The organism is Leptolyngbya sp. AN02str (assembly GCF_050565595.1).
Lineage (GTDB): Bacteria > Cyanobacteriota > Cyanobacteriia > Elainellales > Elainellaceae > Kaiparowitsia.
Window position 1 is genome coordinate 122,200 of the sequence record NZ_JBNXVR010000008.1, and the last position, 18,392, is coordinate 140,591.

Sequence of the window (18,392 nt, forward strand, 5' to 3'; positions counted from 1 at the left end):
CGCACAAATACACGCAGCCAGGTTCTTGGTCTGTTTTGCCATGTTGGGTAATAGCTCCACCGAGGGCAAATTTCGCAACGGCTAACTCATCAACGTGAGTCAATTTTGAAACGAGCTGGGTGTGTGAGCTAAGTTGGGTGGCGCGAGTCGTGGGGATTTGGATGTGATCTGGTAACGCCAGGAATCCGCGACTGTGACTGAGTTAGCTTGTTTACCCTATGGAGTTGGGGCTACCGACGAGGGCGTCTGTTTGCGGCTGCAAATGGGTCCTTATCGGATCCTTCTGGATTGCGGGCTGAGCAGTGTGGCTCCTATTTTGGAGCTAGGCTCGGAAGGTTTGCCTGCCGATGTGGTGTTGTGCACGCATGCCCATGCCGATCATGCCCAATGCCTGCTTGACTTGCATCGGGCTTTTCCGCAGCTGCCGATTTACGCCAGCGAGGTGACAACTCAACTGTTGCCGCTCAATTGGTTAGATGAGGACGATGTGCCTGCATTTTGTCAGGCATTGCCGTGGCGATCGCCCATCGAGTTTTTTGAAGGATTGAGTGTTGAGCTATTTCCGGCGGGGCATTTGCCGGGGGCGGCGGCGTGTTTACTCACCTATAGCACCCGCGATCGCGACTTTACCGTGTTCTATACCGGCGACTTCTTTTTGTCGAATTCGCGGTTGGTGGATGGCATGCCGTTGGATGAGCTGCGCGGCTTGCGGCCTGATGTGCTGATTTTGGAAGGAAGCTACGGCACGGCGCGGCATCCCCATCGCCGTCAGCAAGAAAATCAGCTTGCCGAACGCATCAATCAGGCGATCGCCGATCAGCAGTCGGTACTGTTTCCCATGCCTACATTAGGGTTGGGGCAAGAGCTGCTGATGTTGCTGCGTAGTCACCACTATTTCACCGGGCGCGATGTGGATATTTGGGTGGATGAGGCGATCGCCGCTGGATGCGATGCCTATCTCAACCTGTTGCCCCACTTGCCCAGCTCGGTGCAAAATTTTGCGCGGCATCAACCCTTGTTTTGGGATGAGCGCATTCGCCCTCGAGTTCGCCGCCTGCCTCAAGACCCGGCCCTACAGGCGATCGCCCTTACGGGCCAAAAGCCCTGTATCGTCCTCACCCATCACGAAACAGACCTGATGCGGTACGTGCAGTTGGGCAATTTGCCGTGGCTGGCCCTGTTGCCGCAGCAACCCGGTCGCCCTGGTGCCATCGAAGCGATGACATACCGCAAAGTCAAAGCATCGGCCCCGCTGCAAGCGGCCATTCAGGCCGGACGACTGGAACTGGATACCTACCTGCTAGGCGAACATTGCGATGGCCCCAGCACCACGCAGCTGATTCACAATCTGCGGCCTCAGCATGTGGTCTTTGTCCATGGCCCCAGCAACTATTTGGCTGATTTAACCGGGCTCGAAGAACTGCAAACGCGTTACCAGCTCCACACACCAGCGGCGGGCATTGAGGTTGAGCTACCTGTAGGCGAAACCTTTTTGCAACCGGCCGCTCCCGATACCCAATACGAAGGCGAGATTTTAGAGCTGGAGCACAGCATCGTCATGTCTCTGCCCGACAGCATCACCACCGATCCGCGCTGGCATCATTTGGCAGATACGGGCATTGTCGAGGCGCGCTGGCAAGGCGAAGCGTTGGTCATTCGCGGTGTGCCTCAACGAGAGCTGCTGGGACGCGGTCGGGAGTTTCGGGTTTCGCCCGAGGTGGAGTGTTGTGAAAACTGCATCCACTGCCGAGGTCAACGCTGCTGGAATCAGGCGTCGCCGCTGTATGGATTTCGGGTGACGCCGGATGGCTACTGTCCGGTCTTTGAACCGTTGCCAGAGCTGGGGTTGGGCGGTTTTGCTTTGCCCGACTTTATGGATGAGCCGGGTTTTGAGGCTGATGATACGGAAGCTCAGGGATAAGTCAGAATAGCTCAGCCAGGAGTTGTATGCGGCATGACCCAGCATCAAGTTGCGATCGCCATTGGCAACAGTCGCTTGCATTGGGCGGTGTTTCGGGACAACGAACTGTACCAGCAATGGGATACAGCGTATTTATCAGACGTGGCGATCGCTGAGTTGCTTCGATCTGGGTTCAATTTCCAGTCCCTTACAGAAATGCAGCCTCCCACCGGGCTGGAGGGCTTTGCTCAACCTCCTCAACTCTGGTTAGCTTCTGTGGTTCCTGCACGCACCCAACCCTGGCTCGCCTATCCCCATACCCGCTGCATCACGCTGAATGATATTCCCCTCGGAAAGCTGTATCCCACGCTGGGCATTGACCGGGCACTAGCCCTGTGGGGTGCGGTAAAAACGCTGGGTGCGCCTGTCCTGGTGGTGGATGCGGGTACTGCTCTCACCTTTACCGCCGCGGACCCAGACCAGAACTTACTTGGTGGTGCGATCGCCCCCGGACTGACTCTACAGTTGCGATCGCTTGGGGAGGGCACTGCGGCCCTGCCCTCTGCTCAACTTCAATTCTTAAACCACATGCCAAATCGCTGGAGTACCGATACCTCCACCGCCATCCTTAGCGGGGTGTTGCATCTGGCAGCGGCGGCCATTTGCGATTATGGGGGCGCATGGCAAGCTCAGTACCCTACAGGGGCGATCGCACTCACAGGCGGCGATGGCCCCATCCTCTACGAATTTCTCCAGCACCGTCAGCCAGCCATGGCTAGTACCATCACCCTGGACCCGCATTTGCTATTTCGTGGTATTCCTCACCTGTGGTGCGCTAGGGCGATGTGATGCGGCATTCGCCTGTGAAGTATCGCGATAGTCATTTCGACTAGAGCATGTTTGCAGGTCGCACGACGTGCAAACCGCAAACATGGGTGCTTCGGCTGATTAGCCTTGCACGAATGGCCGTGTGAAGCGTGCATCGTCGTGCAATCGGAGCTGCGCAACGATGCATGAGGAGGTCTCTTGAGCTGAAGTTTAGCCAGCGGCCAAGAGGTTTGGATAGAAGAGGTTTGGATAATAAAATCGGCTTTGCCGTGATGGGCAAAACCGATAGGTTGTGTTATGAAATTGCGCTGGTTGTGCGATCGCGCTACTTAAACAGCGAGGTTTTTTTGCGCTTTTGCTTTGCTTTTTCGCGCTCTAGCTCAACCTGCTTCAGCTTCTTCATAATGCGGCCGAAGTAGTCTTGCATGTAGCTCTCTAGGGTCGTCATCTCTTGCGGATCGACACCAAACACCTGATAGGTTTCATCCATGGGTGCGGTAAGTGGCTTACCCGAGGCAATCACATCCGTAAAGGCAAGACGATCGGCCAAACTCCATCCCCACTGAAAGAAGCGAGCAAACCGCTCGACCCCATGCAGCAGACCCACAGGCATCCGCCAAACCTTTGCCTCTTTGCCCGATAACCGTTCACATAGCCGAATGATCTCGTAAGCACCCCACGCGCGGGTTCCCACAACGGGAAATACGCGCTTTTCGGTTTCGGCAACGCTGAGTGCCTTAATCGCAAATTTAGCTAAATCTTGCGTATCAATATAGGCAATGGGAGAGGTATCACCCATCACCCAAACCGCTTGCCGTTCCAGAATGGGAATTGCGTATTGACCAATCAAGCCCTGTAAGAAGCCAGCGCTGCGAAGAATGGTGTAATTCAACCCCGACTCTTTTAAGAACTCCTCAGTGCAGCGCTTGATTTCCATCAGCGGCACGTGGGGATATTTTTCAGCATCCAAAATGGACAGGAACACAAATCGCTCCACTCCAGCCATTTTTGCGGCTTGAATTAACGCAACTTTGCCGTCCCAATCTACTTGCTGAATGGTCAACGAGTCGGTTGGGCGAGAGGTCGCTGCATCAATGACTGCTGTTACCCCTTCCAGTGCGGGTGCCAGCGTGTCTGGTTTGCACAGGTCACCCTGAACCAGCTCAGCGCCCCATTCTTTTAAAAAACTGGCTTTTCTGGGATTTCGGACCAAACAGCGCACCTGATAGCCCTCATCGAGTGCGCGCCGTGTAATTTGTCTGCCCAGAGTGCCCGTAGCACCCACAACTAGTACAGTCATTCGGGATCAACGTAATATTCGTTAACTTTTTATAAGATACACCTTAATTCTCTAATACTTTGACGCGATCGCTGAGAAGAATCAGAAAACTTGTAAAACAGCCGTCTGTGTAAAAAGTTGCCGAAGCTGTTAGGCTGGGAAAGATTGGGGCGATCGCGACATTTTTAAGGAAACCCCTTGTCCTACAAGAATTGTGTAACGGTTGCCCGCAACATTTAAGCCAAGATGAGCAACTCAAGAGCCATGTCTAGTTCTGAAATCCTCTCGTCATCGGGTGTGTCTGTTCCCTCTGGCAAAAGTGCAGTAACCAACAGCACAGTAACCAGCAGCACAGTAGCCAACAGCACAATACCTCAAGAGAGCCCAGCTTGTGGTGAGCATCATCCGGTTGATTTAGGACAAGTGCGGTTGTTGCACCGAGACCTGCTGAATTATGACAAAGCCCAGCGCATGGCAGAATTTTTCTCCTTGTTGGGAGATACCAATCGCCTGCGTATTCTGTCGGCTCTGTCGATTCAAGAATTGTGTGTCTGTGATTTGGCCGCTGCGGTGAAAATGAGCGAGTCTGCAGTTTCTCACCAGCTTCGAATGCTGCGTACGTTGCGGTTGGTCAGCTATCGCAAACAGGGCCGCAAGGTATTCTACTATCTCAAAGATAGCCACGTTCTCAATCTTTATCGAGAAGTGGCAGAGCACTTGGACGAGCCAGAAGATTAGATCGGCTGAACCAACGGGGCAGCGAGATTGAACTGCCCATGCCAACCGAACGAAGCTGGCTAGGCGATCATTTCCCAAAACGTGGCGCAAACAAAACTAGGCCAGTCGGAAGCCGTGTCTTCACCCTCCTAAAATGAATACCCAAAAAACATGCAGGCATCCAGATGCAGCGTCAAGCCGTTCGTAGGAATGCTTGCGCTAAAATCTCGATGCCTGCAACGATTATGGGTTGTCTTACGAGTTATTCTTCGCCGCCTTGCAGCTTGAGTAGTGCAAAACCAACACCCAAGCCCACCATGACAATTACAGGCATGATCAGGGTGGTAGAAAAAATTTCTCCCATGTCTTTAAGTCTCCTCGGATATTGCTCAACGCGGCATGTGTGCAATGGCTTTTAAGAGTTCAGTGGGATCTATCAAAGCCCTGCAAGATGTATTTTAGAGCAGTTTTGGGATGGATTTGGTGATGTTTTGACGAGCAATTGGGGTGGAAGGGTCGGTTGTGGGCCACCTGTCTAGACCATCATTGAAGTAGGACTTACGCACATCATCCGAAAAGCCAGGGGATTGAATGATGTTTGGAGCGCTTAGTACTCTAAACATCATTTAACTGCGTAGATCCTAGAAGTGTTGCACAAGGGTTTAAGCCGAATCATGATGACGGATGTAGGAAATAGGCAGGGCGTAAAGGCGGAAGGGGTACGGTTGGCGATCGCCACGGGAGATCCAGCTGGAGTTGGCCTGGAAGTGACGCTCAAGGCGCTGGCTGATCCCGACTTGGCGACGGCTCAAACTGTTGTGCTAGTGGGCGATCGCACGCTCATGCTCGATCGCTATCACCAACTGTGTGACTGTACCAACGCCCCACTAGCCCACCCAAACGCGTTTGATTGGGTAGACGTGCCCATATCTTCGATGCTGCGCCAGCAGATTGAACCGGGGGTGGGCAATGCTGCCAGCGGTGCCGCCAGTTTTTATGCCTTGAATGTGGCCATTGACTTGGCGATCGCTGGCCAGGTGCAAGCGGTGGTGACGGCCCCCATTGCCAAATCCGCCTGGAAAGCCGCAGGGCACCATTACCCAGGGCAAACGGAACTGCTGGCGGAACGGGCCGGAGCCGATCGCTTTGGCATGCTATTTGTAGCGCGATCGCCCCACACCGATTGGACGTTGCGCACACTCTTGGCCACAACTCACATTCCCTTGGCTCAGGTGCCGACTGCCCTTACACCTGATCTCATGACCCGCAAGCTAGAGCTACTGCTTCAATGCTTGCAACAAGACTTTGGCCTAACTCATCCGCGCATTGCCATTGCTGGATTGAACCCTCACAGTGGTGAGCAAGGCCAACTGGGAACCGAGGAGCAAGATTGGCTGATCGCCTGGATGCAGGAGATGAGCGATCGCCATCCCCAAGTGCAACTGGATGGCCCCATTCCCCCCGATACGATGTGGGTGCAGCCTGGGCAAGCCTGGTACGGCACAGCCGCGATAGCAGCACACGATGCCTATTTGGCGCTTTATCACGACCAAGGGCTCATTCCAGTCAAGCTCTTGGCTTTTGACCGAGCGGTGAACACCACGATTGGGCTGCCGTTTGTCCGCACTTCGCCCGATCATGGCACCGCGTTCAATATTGCAACGTTGGGCATTGCCGATGCCAGCAGCATGGCCGCCGCAATTCAACTCAGCACAGAGTTGGCGCTTCAGCGTCAGTACATGTGTAACGTTTTGTAGGCCTTCTCCCTGCTGTTCATCGAAAAAGAAGGCTTGTGTCTGTGAGATTACGTAGCCCTTTCAGCCGTTGTGTCCGTATTGGAGGCGACGATGACGGCATTTTTTTGTCAAAAAAGGTCTGGAACTCATGATATTTTAATATTTCTTAATATTATTTTCGGGGTACTAGCCTGAGAATAGACATGGTTCAGTATACGGAAATACTAAAAAGCATCAAATTGTAAGGCGGTTGTTAAAAAAACTAACGTTTCCTTAACTTCTTTCGCCTAGCGTTTGAATAGGCGAGCAATCTGTAGGCAGAGGTTTGTACCATGCTTCAATCTGTTCAGTATTCGATGGAACTCCTCCAGGATGAAGTCCGTGAGCTTGTTCATCAGGGAGTGGTTAGCCGTAATCAGCCCATTTATGCGCTGTGCAAGTACATTCCTGCACGCGAGTGGGCCTGTGTGGAAGGCGAACTCGAAAAATGCGACTTCTTGTTGCGCGATCGCATTGGCGATTTACTTGGTCGAGAAGATTGGGATAACGACTAGGCCGTCCTGTCGTTTTGGTAAATCTTTGATTCTATAAACCACAAAAGCAGGCTGGGCAATCGCCCAGCCTGCTTTTAGATTTAGAACTTACGCACGTCATCCGAAAAACCATCCAACTGCGTAAGTCCTGAAATGAGTGCAGGATTGGTTCTTAAAAACCCGTGAGCCGCGCTCTTAGGGATTTGGGTTACGCAACTTTTCGAGTTCGGCACGCATGGCGGCAATTTGAACCACCAATTCCTTGAGTTCAGCTTCGGTTTCGGGGTTGGTTGTGGGCATGCCCACGTTGGGAGTGGTCCCTGGGCCATAGTTGCCGCTTGTGCTGCTGCTTGGCTGCTGAAATAGCGAATCTACAAAGGTCCGAGCCTCGCGCTCTGTTTCTTGACCCTTGGCGGCAAGCTCGTCTGCCAGCTGGTTGGGGTTGGACTTGAGTTTGGTTAGGGTTTGCTCCCGTCGCTCAGCATTTTGAATGCTCTCAATCACTTCAGTCGTCGCGCCGAGCGTGACATGAAAACCTTTCTGGATGGTTTGAAAAATATCGTCAGGGTTCATAAGCAGAGGCGGACTTCAACGTTGATGGGTAAACACAGAAAAACAGATGCGTAAGCGCCAAGCATACGCTGGTTCAGCTCACACGTGCCTCGATTCTAAGGGGTGAAGCCGGGCGATCGCAAACTGCCAGCCTCACAGTGCTCTTCCAGATATAGATTGAGATCTTCCACAATTTGCGTGAGTTCTGCTTCGGTGGTCAGGCGCAGGTGCTCGTCGCGCAGCGTTAGCAAGACCTTGGCCGCAAAGGGACTCGGCCAAATGTTGGGGTTGCAAAAAATTTCGAGAAACACGTCACCCGTGTGGCAGTATTCCATTGGCTTTTGGGGACTGCGTTTGGCATCGGGCGTGCCTGTGGTGGCGGCGGTTTTAAGGCTGCTCATTAAAATGGCGATCGCAGCTTTGAGCTCGCGGGCAGCTTCGGGGGTAAAGCTAAACGAGACCGATCCATCCACTAGGTTGAGTTTGAGTAGAGACGTAGACATAATTTGGCCCTGCAACGGTAGGTCATCGAAATGTGAAAATCCTGAGCTGATTAACTCCGCCTAACGTGACACATCTCCAGATGCAGCGAAGCTAACCCTTTACTTCCATAGTAGCGAGAACTAACCCTAGACTCAGCCAGTCTTAAAAAGGCGCAATGTTAAGACCCCGTGGTTGCATAATGGCTGAGCTAAATGCTAGCGCGAATCGTAAATGAGTAGTCTCCGCCGGGCTCCAACTGGTAATCACATCGTTCAAGAAATCTTTCTAGGGGATCTTTAATCAACGCACGACCCAGCGATGGCTCAACGACGAGCTCCCCTTTGCGAAACTGCCACTGAAATTGCCATTCGTAATCATTGGCGCGAACTTCGCCCTCAATCTTGCCGTGATTCCAAGACTGATGCGTAATGCGAACATAAGCAGTGGTCTCAGGTAGTCGCTTAGAACCCACAATGACAATTCCCTTCGCTGTGAATAAACGGGTAAAACAATATTTCTTTTATTCATGAAGCATCTGGGCAAAAGCTTCAACCACTAATCGCCACAATTTTGTCTGGATTTCATGGCAATTGAAAGCGAGCTGCACAGGGTGACGTGACAGCCCGCTCCAAGTTATGAGATGAATTTGGTGCTAGTCATTGGCGCTAGTCAATTGCTGAGGCACCAACGACACGATTGTTGTACAGGCTCATGGCTTTGGGGATACCTTCCTTGAGCGACAACTCGATTGCGTTGGTGGCGAGATGCACCACATCTGCAACGGTTTCCGCTTCTTGTTTGGAAAATTGGCCCAGCACATGGGAGACCGTATCCTTTTCAGCCGTGGCTTTGGGATGCTTGGGTGCGCCAATGCCAATGCGCAATCGGGGAAATGCTTGAGTACCCAAATGGGCGATCGCCGATTTCATGCCGTTGTGCCCACCTGCCGAACCCGATAGGCGCATTCGCATACGGCCTAATGGCAAATCCATATCGTCGTAGATGATCAACACAGATTCGGGCGGTAGCTTGTACCAATCCGTCACCGCCCGAATGGCCTGCCCCGATAGGTTCATATAGGTGGTGGGCTTGAGCAATCGCATCTTGCTGCGCGTGGGGGCAAATCCCTCCCCAAAAATCCCGTGAAACTTGCGGTTTTCCGCCAGAGAGATTTGCCAGCTTTTGGCTAATGCATCGATCACAACAAAGCCAATGTTGTGACGAGTTTGGTCATATTTTTGGCCAGGATTACCCAGCCCGACAATCAGTTGCGGGAGCACAGAAGATAATTCGTCAGCCATGCGTCCTTAGCTTTGTTGAGACGAACTGGTGGACTCTTCTGCAACGGGTGTGACCACTTCGGGCTCGCTTGAGGTGGCCGCTTCGTTGGAAGCAAGAGCTTTGGGGGCGGGGGGTTCTAGCTTGGCTTCCATCGGAGTGTTGATAACTTTTTCAATTTGCTCCGCTTCTTTCTTAAACTCATCTTGAAACTCTTTCGAAGCTTCTTGAAAGCCTTTGATGGCTTTGCCCAGGCTGCGACCGATTTCGGGCAGCTTTTTGGGGCCAAAGATGAGCAGCGCCACAATCATAATGACTGCCATTTCTGGCAAACCAATTCCAAAAATGTTCACAACCTTTCTCCCGCGATCGCAACTACTTCGTGAATCAACAGAGCCGTTTTCAGTATAGAAGTCGTTGGGATGACTCAACAAAAAACCCCGGAGAAACCGGGGCTTAATCTTAAATTAGAAATACGATAGCCCCTTAGCGGCCAAAACCTTGCCAATCTACGCTCACGTTTTCGAGAAGTAGAGAGGAGTTGTATAGCTGCAGAATAATGAGCAGGAATACTAAGAAAAGTGCCATAAAGACTCCCATAAGCGGGGTAGTGCCCCAACCTGGAGCCACTTTACCGTATTCAGAATTGAGGGGTCTCAGGATGTCGCCCAGCCGGGTGCGTTGTGCCATGTCTACCTACGATGAATCGAGATGATTTAACGTTTTGCAATATTATACTAAGGTTAGTGCTCATTACTGAGTTTGATTATGGAGCCTGCAACAGTTCTTAGTATTTCGGTTACGGTCGCGTTGGTTGCTGTGACTGGATATGCGATTTATACCGCATTTGGCCCACCGTCTAAGGAGTTGGCCGATCCGTTCGAAGATCACGAAGACTAATTTATATAGTCTCATGGTTATTTTGGCGATGTCGCTGGGAGTCTAATTTCTCAGCGGCATTCTTCATGCTTTAAGAAGAAATACCCATTTTTGCATGCGCAACACGTACGCAAAAGTGGGCGCTTCAGCTTATCCATAACTCGCGTTTTATAGCGATAGCCAGTTTGATAAGAACATTTTGGGGAATGGCAAAGCCATTCCCCAAAATGTTCTTGTCTCAATTAAGCTGGCGACAGCTATAGAAATGGTCTAGAACCGATTTAGCTAGCAAGGTTGAAGTCAAGTTGTACGGTTTGCACTTGCCATGGGGCTAGATGCACGGCGGCGATCGCCATGGATGGGTCAGTATCTATCCACGGTTGTTCTAAGAGGTTTGTGGGCTGGAGATTGAGGGGAAATGAGGGAGCGATCGCGCCTCCTATTTGCACAGTAGCCGCTTGACCGTGGCACTCATAGCACCGCAGCACCCATGTTGGCCGATGTGTTGGCCGATGAGTGTTCGCCTCGCTGGGCTTGAGGGCTGAAAGAATGACATTCTCCGCCTTGAGCGCCAGAAATTGATGGCTGGGTGGAAGGTGGTTTGCTGGTGGCTGCGCTGACTGGGGATGGATAATGACGGCTTGCATCGGCTGGTTGAGTGCGTAGCCATGGCGAACAACTTGGGCCGCTTGCCAGGATGGGTTGTGAGGGTACAGTGCGTAGGTAAATTCGTGATGGCCGCGATCGCACCCTGGGTCGGGAAAGATGGGGCTGCGGAGTAGAGTGAGCCGGAGCTGATTTGCCTGTGCATCGTAGCCATGCTTACCGTTGCTGAGCAGACTAGTGCTGTGGATGCCATCGCTCAAGTTGGCCCACCGGAGTGCGGCAACTTCCCACTTGGCCGCCTCGGCTGGACCGGGATTGTGGGTTCGGTGCTGGGTCACGCTGTAGGGCACTTCTCGTGTGAGGGTCGTCGTTGGCTCCAGCGCCAAGGGAAAAGCCGCTTTCACCAAGACGTGGGTTTCTTGCCAATCCACCTGGGTGTGAATTTTTAGCAGGGGCGATCGCTGCTCCAGCACATAGGTTTGGGTAAAGATGGACTGGCCAATTTGTCGGATGACCCGCAAGCTCGTGTGCAGCGGAGTGGCGATCGCCGATTCCATCTCCACCAGCACGGCAGGCGGCATCCGATGCTGCTCGTAGTTGGGGTCAATATTCCAGGCATCCCAATACTGGCCGCTGTCGCGAAAGGCTTGCAGCTCGTTGCCGGGGCCGCTTAACACGTCCCGCTGCTGTACCTTATCGAACACGCGCGCTAAGTTGCCTGTGCGCTCATCGACAACCACCTGCCAAAACTCATTTTCGAGCTGGAATTTTGGAGTTGGGGATGGGGCTTTTGGCGCTGGTTTTTCTACCGGGCGCAGCCAAAAACAGCGGTAGCCCACGCCGGGAACCTGCTCTGCCCAAAAGGAAATCTGGCCATCTGCGTGGAGGTGGCTGGGGAGCGATCGCCCTTCCAAATCCATCACCTGCCAATGGCCTCCGGCTGGTACCGGGCAAGAAACAACTTCGCTGCGAGTCCAGTTCAGCGGGTTAAAGACGGCGATCGCTGTTGCGGATGGATGAGGCGGTTTGGGCAGCGCAATACCAGCCGCGAGAGTATGTAAGGCGTGCGATCGCACTTGGTGTGCGGTCTCCAGTGCGGCGATCCAGTCGGGGTTTACCTCGTCGTACACTTCGGCAATGGAGGAACCGGGCAGAATGTCGTGGAACTGGTTGAATAAGACTCGTTTCCAGGCGGTTTCAATATCTTGTTTGGGATATGGAGCCGAAGCATGCTGAGTTGCTAACGTGGCCCATAGCTCCGCTTCAAATAAAGTGTCTTCGCAGCGACGGTTCCACCATTTTTGGTCGGCATGGGAGGTGTAGCAGCCGCGATGGAATTCCAGATAGAGCTCGTCATCCCAGATTGGCAGGTTTGATGCGGCCTGGGCTAAGCCGTCTAAATACGCCTGGGCCGTTGAGAAGGCGATTTTAGGAAAGAAGGGCGATCGCGCCCAGCGACGAGCGGTTTCTAGCATGTCGCGGGTGGGGCCGCCCCCGTGGTCGCCCACACCCAGCAGCCACAGCGCATTGCCATAGCGGGTTTGGGTTTCCCAATGGGTGGCGTAGTGGGTCATTTTGATCGGATCAAACCCTTCGCCAATGGGAGCAGAATGCAGGCTCAATATTTGGTGTTGATCGGGATGGTGGGCGCTGGCAAAACCGGGCGATCGCCACCAAAATGCTTCATGGGAAAACTCACTGGTATCATTCCAGCGCAACTTTTGGGTGACAAAGTAGCGCACACCTCCCTGGTGCAGCAGTTGGGGCAACTGGCTACAAAACCCAAAGGTATCGGGCAACCAGGCGATCGCACTCACCTCACCAAACTTTTCTTGGATATAGTGCTGGCCGTAGAGAATCTGTCGGGCAATGGACTCCCCACTCACCACATTCAGTTCTGGTTCTACCCATAGTCCTGCCACAATCTCCCATCGGCCTGCCTGTACCTGCTGCCGAATCGCATCAAACAGTGCTGGACGATGTTCCTCGATCCAGGCGTAGAGGGCCGGGGTGGAATGGCAAAAAATGAGTTCAGGAAATTCGGCCTGGAGCTGCAACACGGATGTGAAGGTGCGCTCGGCCACGTCCCATGTTTCCTTGACGGGCCATAGCCAAGCCAAGTCCAGATGGGCGTGCCCTAGCAGGGTAATCTGCCGCTGCTTCACTAGCGATGCCAGCGGGATTAAATGCTGACGCACCTCGGCCAACGCGGCATCAAACCGATCGCGATCGCTCAACTGTGACCAATCGAGCTGGGCGATCGCCGTTGCCATACCCTCCACTTGCTCAGAGGCAAAGGTAGAGAGGTAATGGTGCAAGACTTCCCACTCGTCTGCCACAAACCCAGGTTCGGGGCAGGGTTCCATGCGGTGATCTGGCTGCTCGTATACACAGCGCGATCGCACCAGTGCGCCATCATCGTGCCCCGGACTGACCAGCCGTACTGCAATGGCGATCGCCTCTCCTGACTGTACCTGCCGTCGCAACAACACACGAGCATTGCAATCGAACAAATCGCCCTCTTGCACCAATTCGCCATCAACAAAAACCTGGGTTAGCTCGGCCCACCAGGTGAGCGCCAACCGTAGCGTCATGTCTGTGACTGCGTAGCCTTGCACCTGTTGGGGAATGACCAGATGGAGGCTCAGCCACATGACCTGTTGCCCTTTTTCCCAGGCGATATGCTGACGATCGTTCAGGCTGACAGTGGGCCACGTCTGCCAATTGTCAGGGCATACGGCTTCATGCAAGGGGCGATCGCCCAGCCAGTAGCGCCATTGGGTTTGCATATCGACCTGCGTTAGGCCGCGTAATTGAGCGATCGCATGGTGAATTATCGCGGTTGGGCTAGAGTTGGTGGCAACGCAGGAAGAGTCGGTCATCAATCTTCTAAGATGAAGGCAGATTCTAACGTATCAGCTTCGCTCAACCAGCGGTAGACTTTGCAGTAAGACCCATGTGATTTCCAGGGTTGAGCCCGGTTTTTGGGTTGGTCGGTTTTCCCTTCATTTGCCCTCGTGATATGTCTCGCTTCCAGAGTCGCTATTTCAGCCAACTGTCGCAGCAGGTGCTGCGGTTGCGCGATCGCGTCGAACGAGTGCTGCGACAGGCAAAAGTGGCCGCCGTGTGGGGCACCGAAATTTTGGTCTATCCCGTTTATGCGGTGTTTCAGGCGACACGGTTAGCCACCCGACAGTTGGCTCACACTTGGCAGCGTACCAAGCCCTTGCTTACCTCGCCGGGGCAATGGCTCAAGCGCCAACCTCCAGAGCTGCCCGCAGCCGATACCCCCATTTGCAAAACGCTGGAGCTGGTGGGTGAGTTTGGCTTGGGTGTGGTAACTCCGGTTGATGAGGGTTGGCGATCGCTGGTGGTGCATCAACTAGCTTCGGCAGTTCCACCCGCTCACTTGCCTACCCCGCAGGCTACGAATCAGAGGCAAGCTGGGGCGATCGCAGTTGCCCAGCCATCCGCTTTGCAAAGTCGGCCTGCTCCAATTTCGACCGACCTAGCTCCTGCTGATGCGACTCCTACCGCTGCCGCTGCATTAGCGACCACAGCCGATGGCAGACCTGTATTTCAGCCGGGGGCCCCGGTTCCGGTGGTGGGGATTGCCTCTTCTCTCACGACCCGACGACTGGTGTTGGTGTCGCTGCAAAACCAAATTTTGGATATTTTGACGGATGAGCAGCAGTGGCGGCTGCGGCAGCGCATGGGCTGGGAGCTGTCGGCCTATTGGCGCGATCGCCGCTCGTTCCACGCTCAAAACAGTTATCGAGCGTTGCCGTTGCCACCCATTCAAGAGCGACCCACGATGGCATGGCCGATTCGCTGGCTCTATCGGCTCATGGCTTGGGAACAGGCGGGTTCTGTGGCGATCGCGACGAATTGGTTTGAAGAAGCGACGCTGGCGTTGCAAGGGTATGGCGATTCTACGCGTCTTCGGTTGCCAGAAGCCGAGTTCGATCTCTGGAGTCAGACGGAACCGCCTTCCGATCCGGTTGGGGAAGCTGCCAATCCTCAAGCTGATCGGCCTGCTGCCACGAGCAATCAACCCAGGGCACTGTCGGGACAAAAGCATCGAGCCATGGCGCTACCGCCCACCAGTCGATTGGCGGTTGCTTCCCCGTCTCACTTGCCCGTTGCGGCACCCACAGCTGCTGCAATGGCAGCGAGTTCCGCTGCGGCTCAGCCGATTGAACCGGGGGCGATCGCGCTTAGCTCCGAGTCAGCTCCATCCTCGGATGCCGGGATTGAGCCCTATTTGGAAACTAGTGCCACTCTCGTTCATTACGAGGAACACTGGCTAGAGCAACTGCTCAACTGGTTAGACCGACGCATGCTGTGGGTAGAAACTCATTTGGACGCGATTTGGGCGTGGTTGGGGGAACGAATTTCGCAGTAGGTCGTCCTACACAAAAGCCCAGGAATCGGCCAAACGGCATCGAAAATCAGATCCGCTTTTCGATTATGATATTGATGCCCGTTTTTTGAGAAGAATCCATGCTGACGCTCAAAATCGTCGTTTATATCGTTGTAGCCTTTTTTATTGGTCTATTTGTCTTCGGTTTCCTATCCAATGACCCGTCGCGGAACCCCAGCCGTCGCGATATGGAATAAGATGATTGACTTGACCAGCCCGGTGGCAACGAATTTGCATGGAGGACGGCCTAAGTCCTGCTGTTAGGGCTGTTTGTTCTATTCGCAATTCAACGTATGCCCTACCCGGTTCCGCCGCCTACTCCGCCTCCAATCGTCAAAGCTCTTCCGTCGCAAAATGCTCATCAGCCCGCTGATGCAGCATCAAGCGAGGCGTTGACAGGCAAATTAAAAGGTCAAGCAGTGGCAACTGCGCATTCTGACGTTTCTGCCTCGGAGCCTGCTGGTTCTGAGGCAGTCGTTGTGGAGGCAAGCCAAAAGGCGATTTGGTCGGATCAGGTTCGGCCAACGACTCCGGCTCAGGCGGCCAGTCCAGAGGATGCGGTGGAGCCGCCATCTGTGTCTGTGTCGTCACCATCAGCACCATCGCTATCAGCGCCATCACCATCAGCTCAAATCGGTGAAACGCTGACTCAGCCCAGCTCGGGTGCACCTGTGGTTGCGCGATCGCCCCAGTTAGAAGAGCTGGCTCCAGAGCTTCCCGATCAGCCGCGATCGCTTGTCTCGAACTCTCCTCAGTCTGACTCAGATACGATGCCCCTCGCTCAACCTGAGCCGCGCTTGTCAGATGCGCAGGTTGTTGCGTACAGGCGTCCCCCGGCTACACACTCTGCCGAAACCCGAATTCGTGAACAGGCTATTGTGGCAACCCAGGCGTCTGCCTTGGGCGATCGCGCCAGCTTGAGCGTGGTTGGTTGGGTACCTGAGTCGGCTCAACGGACGCCCGTATATTCGTTTCCCGATCCTAATTCGTCAGTTCGGCTCTCCTCACAGCCTCCTAGCCTTGCTCCTGGACTGGCCCAGCCAACGATTCTAGAGGCACCGCAAGATCCGCTGCCTGTGCTGAGCCGATTTCGGCCCATGTCTCAGGCACGGCTCGTGGCCCAATCCCGAAACCCTGACGGCACCCTGGCTCCAGAGCGGCAAATTCTTGAAATACCAGGGCAGGGTGCGCCCTTGCCAGAGTCGCCAGCACCGGGCACAACGCTGCCCTCGCCCGAAGCCGAAGATTTACCGCCCGACGATGCCGAAGCGACGGAATCAAACGGGGCAACCTCATCGCCACAGACGCAGCTATCGCTGGGTGCGGTCGAGGTGATTGAACTGCGTGCCGATCGCCAGGAAATTGACACGCTGCAACAAGTCTTTTTTGCCGAGGGCACCGTTGAGCTGCGGTTTCAAGATTCTTTGCTGACGGCTGACCGAGTGCAGGTAAACTTGCAAAACCGTTTGGTCGTGGCCGAGGGGGATGTCACCCTGATTAGCGGTAACCAGTTCTTGCAGGGCGATCGCTTTGAATATAACTTTGTGCAGGTTGCTGGCCGCGTGACCGGAGCCCGAGGCGAGATCTTTTTGCCCACAGCGAGTGATGATCTGTCGGTATTGCCAACGGATGTGAGCGCCAATACGGCCGCGAATGTTCCCCTAACGCGCACCCTACCCGAAAACCAACCCCAAGTTCCAATTACAGGTGGCCCAGGGATTGAGTTTGGAGTTGGGCGCATTCCCGGACAGGAATCTGGGTTTGGGGAAGTGGATGGCGAAATTCGCCGCATTCGCTTTGAGGCCGAGTCGATTGAGTTTACTGCTAATGGCTGGGTGGCGCAAAATGTTCGCCTCACCAACGATCCGTTCTCGCCGCCTGAACTAGAGCTGCGATCGCGCCGGGTGGTGTATACGCGATTGTCGCCAACGCGGGCACGGGTGCGGGCTCGCAATCCAGTACTGGTGTTTGATCAAAATTTGACGCTGCCAACGGTACAGAATCAAGTCACAATTGATAGCCGTCGTCGCGATCGCAATCCCCTAGGCCAATTGGGGATTGACGATGAGTTTGGCGGAGTCTATTTAGAGCGCCCATTCGAGATTTTATCGACCGATCGCGCCAGCTTTTCGGTGTCTCCACTGTTACTGCTTCAGCGCATTGTTACCGACAACGATTTCAATATTTTCGATCCGTCGAGCTTTGGCTTATTGGCAGAATTTGATTACGACTTTGGTCCGGCAACATCGCTAGAAACCCGGGCAATCTTTGAGTCGCTAGAGTTGGATGAATTTAGCGATCGCTTTCAGGGAACGGCTCGCTTGCGGCAAGCTGTACCAACAGGATTGGGAATTCATCAACTCACCGCCGAAGCCACCTACCGCAACCGGTTGTTCAACGGTTCTCTGGGCTTTCAGCGGGTGCAAAGCAGCCTGGGGCTGCTGTTTACATCGCCCATCATTCCGTTGGGAAGCTCGGGCATTTCCCTCAGCTATCAGGCCAGCGCCCAGCTCATTTCTGCCGTGACCGACGACCCCGATTTGCTCGACCCCGGCCAGATTGAAGGTTTGGCAGACTTGGGCCGATTTCAGGCGAGTGCTGCCCTCAGCCGCGCCTTTCCCCTCTGGCAAGGGCGGGCACTGCCGCGCACCCCTACCGAAGGAATGCGCTACACGCCAAACCCGATTGTTCCCTACGTGACTCTGGTTGCCGGATTGCGCGGCACCGCAACGGCGTACACCAGCGGCGATACCCAAAACCTACTGACCGGATCGCTCAGCTTGTTTGGCCAGTTTGGCAACTTTTCGCGCGACTTTTTGGACTACACCGGGTTCAACGTCACAATTTCGCAAACCCTGCAAGAGGGCGAGTCGCCATTCCGGTTTGACCGAGTGGTTGACCGCAGCGTGCTGTCGATGGGCATTTTGCAGCAAATTTATGGCCCGTTTCGCTTTGGGGTGCAGACCACTTTAAGCCTAAATCGTGCCGATACGATTGATACAGACTATATTTTGGAATACAGTCGTCGCACCTACGCAGTTACGTTGCGTTACAATCCAATCCGTGAATCGGGTGCCTTCGGCATCCGCATTAGCGATTTTAATTGGGGAACGCGACGGGGATCCTTCTCGGGGGCTGCTACGGTAGAAGGAGGGGTGCAACGCTCAGACGACTAGTG

Annotated in this window: 18 protein-coding genes; 9 read left to right on the forward strand and 9 right to left on the reverse strand. The window is 54.2% G+C overall.

Annotated features, from left to right (window positions below; all coding sequences use genetic code 11):
- Positions 1-193 precede the first annotated feature (193 nt).
- Together ACQ4M4_RS08490 and ACQ4M4_RS08495 are read left to right on the forward strand one after the other, a co-directional pair.
- Positions 194-1,921, forward strand: a complete 1,728-nt coding sequence (locus ACQ4M4_RS08490; protein WP_430684052.1) for an MBL fold metallo-hydrolase — start codon at positions 194-196, stop codon at positions 1,919-1,921.
- 33 nt (positions 1,922-1,954) lie between these two features.
- Positions 1,955-2,749 carry a pantothenate kinase gene (locus ACQ4M4_RS08495; protein WP_430684053.1) on the forward strand — a complete coding sequence of 265 codons (795 nt, stop codon included), beginning with the start codon at positions 1,955-1,957 and terminating at the stop codon, positions 2,747-2,749.
- Positions 2,750-3,053: 304 nt separating this feature from the next.
- On the opposite strand, the gene ACQ4M4_RS08500 is transcribed toward ACQ4M4_RS08495, so the two are convergent.
- Positions 3,054-4,028 carry an SDR family oxidoreductase gene (locus ACQ4M4_RS08500; protein ID WP_430684054.1) on the reverse strand — a complete coding sequence of 325 codons (975 nt, stop codon included), beginning with the start codon at positions 4,026-4,028 and terminating at the stop codon, positions 3,054-3,056.
- Positions 4,029-4,271: 243 nt separating this feature from the next.
- Here ACQ4M4_RS08500 and ACQ4M4_RS08505 point away from each other — a divergent pair, with 243 nt between their 5' ends.
- Positions 4,272-4,745 carry an ArsR/SmtB family transcription factor gene (locus tag ACQ4M4_RS08505; RefSeq protein WP_430684055.1) on the forward strand — a complete coding sequence of 158 codons (474 nt, stop codon included), beginning with the start codon at positions 4,272-4,274 and terminating at the stop codon, positions 4,743-4,745.
- 241 nt (positions 4,746-4,986) lie between these two features.
- Here ACQ4M4_RS08505 and petM read toward each other — a convergent pair whose 3' ends face one another.
- Positions 4,987-5,088: a cytochrome b6-f complex subunit PetM gene (petM, locus tag ACQ4M4_RS08510; protein WP_430684056.1), complete on the reverse strand. Its 102-nt coding sequence runs from the start codon at positions 5,086-5,088 to the stop codon at positions 4,987-4,989.
- Positions 5,089-5,398: 310 nt separating this feature from the next.
- Between petM and pdxA the strand changes: the two genes are divergently transcribed.
- Together pdxA and ACQ4M4_RS08520 are read left to right on the forward strand one after the other, a co-directional pair.
- A complete protein-coding gene (gene pdxA, locus ACQ4M4_RS08515; RefSeq protein ID WP_430684057.1) occupies positions 5,399-6,481 on the forward strand; it encodes a 4-hydroxythreonine-4-phosphate dehydrogenase PdxA in 1,083 nt (360 codons plus the stop codon).
- Between the two features lie 311 nt (positions 6,482-6,792).
- Complete coding sequence (locus ACQ4M4_RS08520) at positions 6,793-7,014, forward strand: DUF4327 family protein (RefSeq protein ID WP_430684058.1); 222 nt, start codon at positions 6,793-6,795, stop codon at positions 7,012-7,014.
- Between the two features lie 174 nt (positions 7,015-7,188).
- On the opposite strand, the gene ACQ4M4_RS08525 is transcribed toward ACQ4M4_RS08520, so the two are convergent.
- The 6 genes from ACQ4M4_RS08525 to psbH all read right to left on the reverse strand — a co-directional run bounded on the left by ACQ4M4_RS08525 (position 7,189) and on the right by psbH (position 9,996).
- Positions 7,189-7,566, reverse strand: a complete 378-nt coding sequence (locus ACQ4M4_RS08525; protein WP_430684059.1) for a hypothetical protein — start codon at positions 7,564-7,566, stop codon at positions 7,189-7,191.
- 95 nt (positions 7,567-7,661) lie between these two features.
- Positions 7,662-8,048, reverse strand: coding sequence for a hypothetical protein (locus tag ACQ4M4_RS08530; RefSeq protein ID WP_430684060.1), 387 nt, complete (start codon positions 8,046-8,048; stop codon positions 7,662-7,664).
- Between the two features lie 188 nt (positions 8,049-8,236).
- Complete coding sequence (locus tag ACQ4M4_RS08535; RefSeq protein WP_430684061.1) at positions 8,237-8,500, reverse strand: DUF3146 family protein; 264 nt, start codon at positions 8,498-8,500, stop codon at positions 8,237-8,239.
- Positions 8,501-8,693: 193 nt separating this feature from the next.
- Positions 8,694-9,329 carry an aminoacyl-tRNA hydrolase gene (gene pth, locus ACQ4M4_RS08540; RefSeq protein WP_430684062.1) on the reverse strand — a complete coding sequence of 212 codons (636 nt, stop codon included), beginning with the start codon at positions 9,327-9,329 and terminating at the stop codon, positions 8,694-8,696.
- Positions 9,330-9,335: 6 nt separating this feature from the next.
- Positions 9,336-9,659, reverse strand: a complete 324-nt coding sequence (locus ACQ4M4_RS08545) for a TatA/E family twin arginine-targeting protein translocase (RefSeq protein ID WP_430684063.1) — start codon at positions 9,657-9,659, stop codon at positions 9,336-9,338.
- A gap of 133 nt (positions 9,660-9,792) precedes the next feature.
- Complete coding sequence (gene psbH, locus ACQ4M4_RS08550) at positions 9,793-9,996, reverse strand: photosystem II reaction center phosphoprotein PsbH (RefSeq protein ID WP_430684064.1); 204 nt, start codon at positions 9,994-9,996, stop codon at positions 9,793-9,795.
- Positions 9,997-10,074: 78 nt separating this feature from the next.
- On the opposite strand from psbH, the gene psbN reads away from it, so the two are divergent.
- Positions 10,075-10,206 (forward strand): photosystem II reaction center protein PsbN, encoded by a 132-nt coding sequence (gene psbN, locus ACQ4M4_RS08555; protein WP_430684065.1) that lies wholly within the window; start codon positions 10,075-10,077, stop codon positions 10,204-10,206.
- Between the two features lie 260 nt (positions 10,207-10,466).
- Here psbN and ACQ4M4_RS08560 read toward each other — a convergent pair whose 3' ends face one another.
- Entirely contained in the window at positions 10,467-13,673 is a 3,207-nt protein-coding gene (locus ACQ4M4_RS08560) for an alpha-mannosidase (protein ID WP_430684066.1), read from the reverse strand.
- Positions 13,674-13,813: 140 nt separating this feature from the next.
- Between ACQ4M4_RS08560 and ACQ4M4_RS08565 the strand changes: the two genes are divergently transcribed.
- The 3 genes from ACQ4M4_RS08565 (at position 13,814) to ACQ4M4_RS08575 (ending at position 18,390) form a co-directional block, all read left to right on the forward strand.
- Complete coding sequence (locus tag ACQ4M4_RS08565; protein WP_430684067.1) at positions 13,814-15,196, forward strand: hypothetical protein; 1,383 nt, start codon at positions 13,814-13,816, stop codon at positions 15,194-15,196.
- A gap of 98 nt (positions 15,197-15,294) precedes the next feature.
- Complete coding sequence (locus tag ACQ4M4_RS08570; RefSeq protein WP_430684068.1) at positions 15,295-15,411, forward strand: photosystem II reaction center protein I; 117 nt, start codon at positions 15,295-15,297, stop codon at positions 15,409-15,411.
- Between the two features lie 96 nt (positions 15,412-15,507).
- Positions 15,508-18,390, forward strand: a complete 2,883-nt coding sequence (locus ACQ4M4_RS08575) for a DUF3769 domain-containing protein (protein ID WP_430684069.1) — start codon at positions 15,508-15,510, stop codon at positions 18,388-18,390.
- Positions 18,391-18,392: the final 2 nt, after the last annotated feature.

What these genes read in the sequence shown, in the direction of transcription:
- ACQ4M4_RS08500 (WP_430684054.1), bottom strand. Translation starts at nt 4,028, where the DNA reads ATGACTGTACTAGTTGTGGGTGCTACGGGCACTCTGGGCAGACAAATT.
- ACQ4M4_RS08495 (WP_430684053.1), top strand. Translation starts at nt 1,955, where the DNA reads ATGACCCAGCATCAAGTTGCGATCGCCATTGGCAACAGTCGCTTGCAT.
- ACQ4M4_RS08505 (WP_430684055.1), top strand. Translation starts at nt 4,272, where the DNA reads ATGTCTAGTTCTGAAATCCTCTCGTCATCGGGTGTGTCTGTTCCCTCT.
- ACQ4M4_RS08575 (WP_430684069.1), top strand. Translation starts at nt 15,508, where the DNA reads ATGCCCTACCCGGTTCCGCCGCCTACTCCGCCTCCAATCGTCAAAGCT.
- pdxA (WP_430684057.1), top strand. Translation starts at nt 5,399, where the DNA reads ATGATGACGGATGTAGGAAATAGGCAGGGCGTAAAGGCGGAAGGGGTA.
- psbH (WP_430684064.1), bottom strand. Translation starts at nt 9,996, where the DNA reads ATGGCACAACGCACCCGGCTGGGCGACATCCTGAGACCCCTCAATTCT.
- ACQ4M4_RS08565 (WP_430684067.1), top strand. Translation starts at nt 13,814, where the DNA reads ATGTCTCGCTTCCAGAGTCGCTATTTCAGCCAACTGTCGCAGCAGGTG.
- ACQ4M4_RS08570 (WP_430684068.1), top strand. Translation starts at nt 15,295, where the DNA reads ATGCTGACGCTCAAAATCGTCGTTTATATCGTTGTAGCCTTTTTTATT.
- ACQ4M4_RS08520 (WP_430684058.1), top strand. Translation starts at nt 6,793, where the DNA reads ATGCTTCAATCTGTTCAGTATTCGATGGAACTCCTCCAGGATGAAGTC.
- ACQ4M4_RS08530 (WP_430684060.1), bottom strand. Translation starts at nt 8,048, where the DNA reads ATGTCTACGTCTCTACTCAAACTCAACCTAGTGGATGGATCGGTCTCG.
- ACQ4M4_RS08560 (WP_430684066.1), bottom strand. Translation starts at nt 13,673, where the DNA reads ATGACCGACTCTTCCTGCGTTGCCACCAACTCTAGCCCAACCGCGATA.
- petM (WP_430684056.1), bottom strand. Translation starts at nt 5,088, where the DNA reads ATGGGAGAAATTTTTTCTACCACCCTGATCATGCCTGTAATTGTCATG.
- pth (WP_430684062.1), bottom strand. Translation starts at nt 9,329, where the DNA reads ATGGCTGACGAATTATCTTCTGTGCTCCCGCAACTGATTGTCGGGCTG.
- ACQ4M4_RS08525 (WP_430684059.1), bottom strand. Translation starts at nt 7,566, where the DNA reads ATGAACCCTGACGATATTTTTCAAACCATCCAGAAAGGTTTTCATGTC.
- psbN (WP_430684065.1), top strand. Translation starts at nt 10,075, where the DNA reads ATGGAGCCTGCAACAGTTCTTAGTATTTCGGTTACGGTCGCGTTGGTT.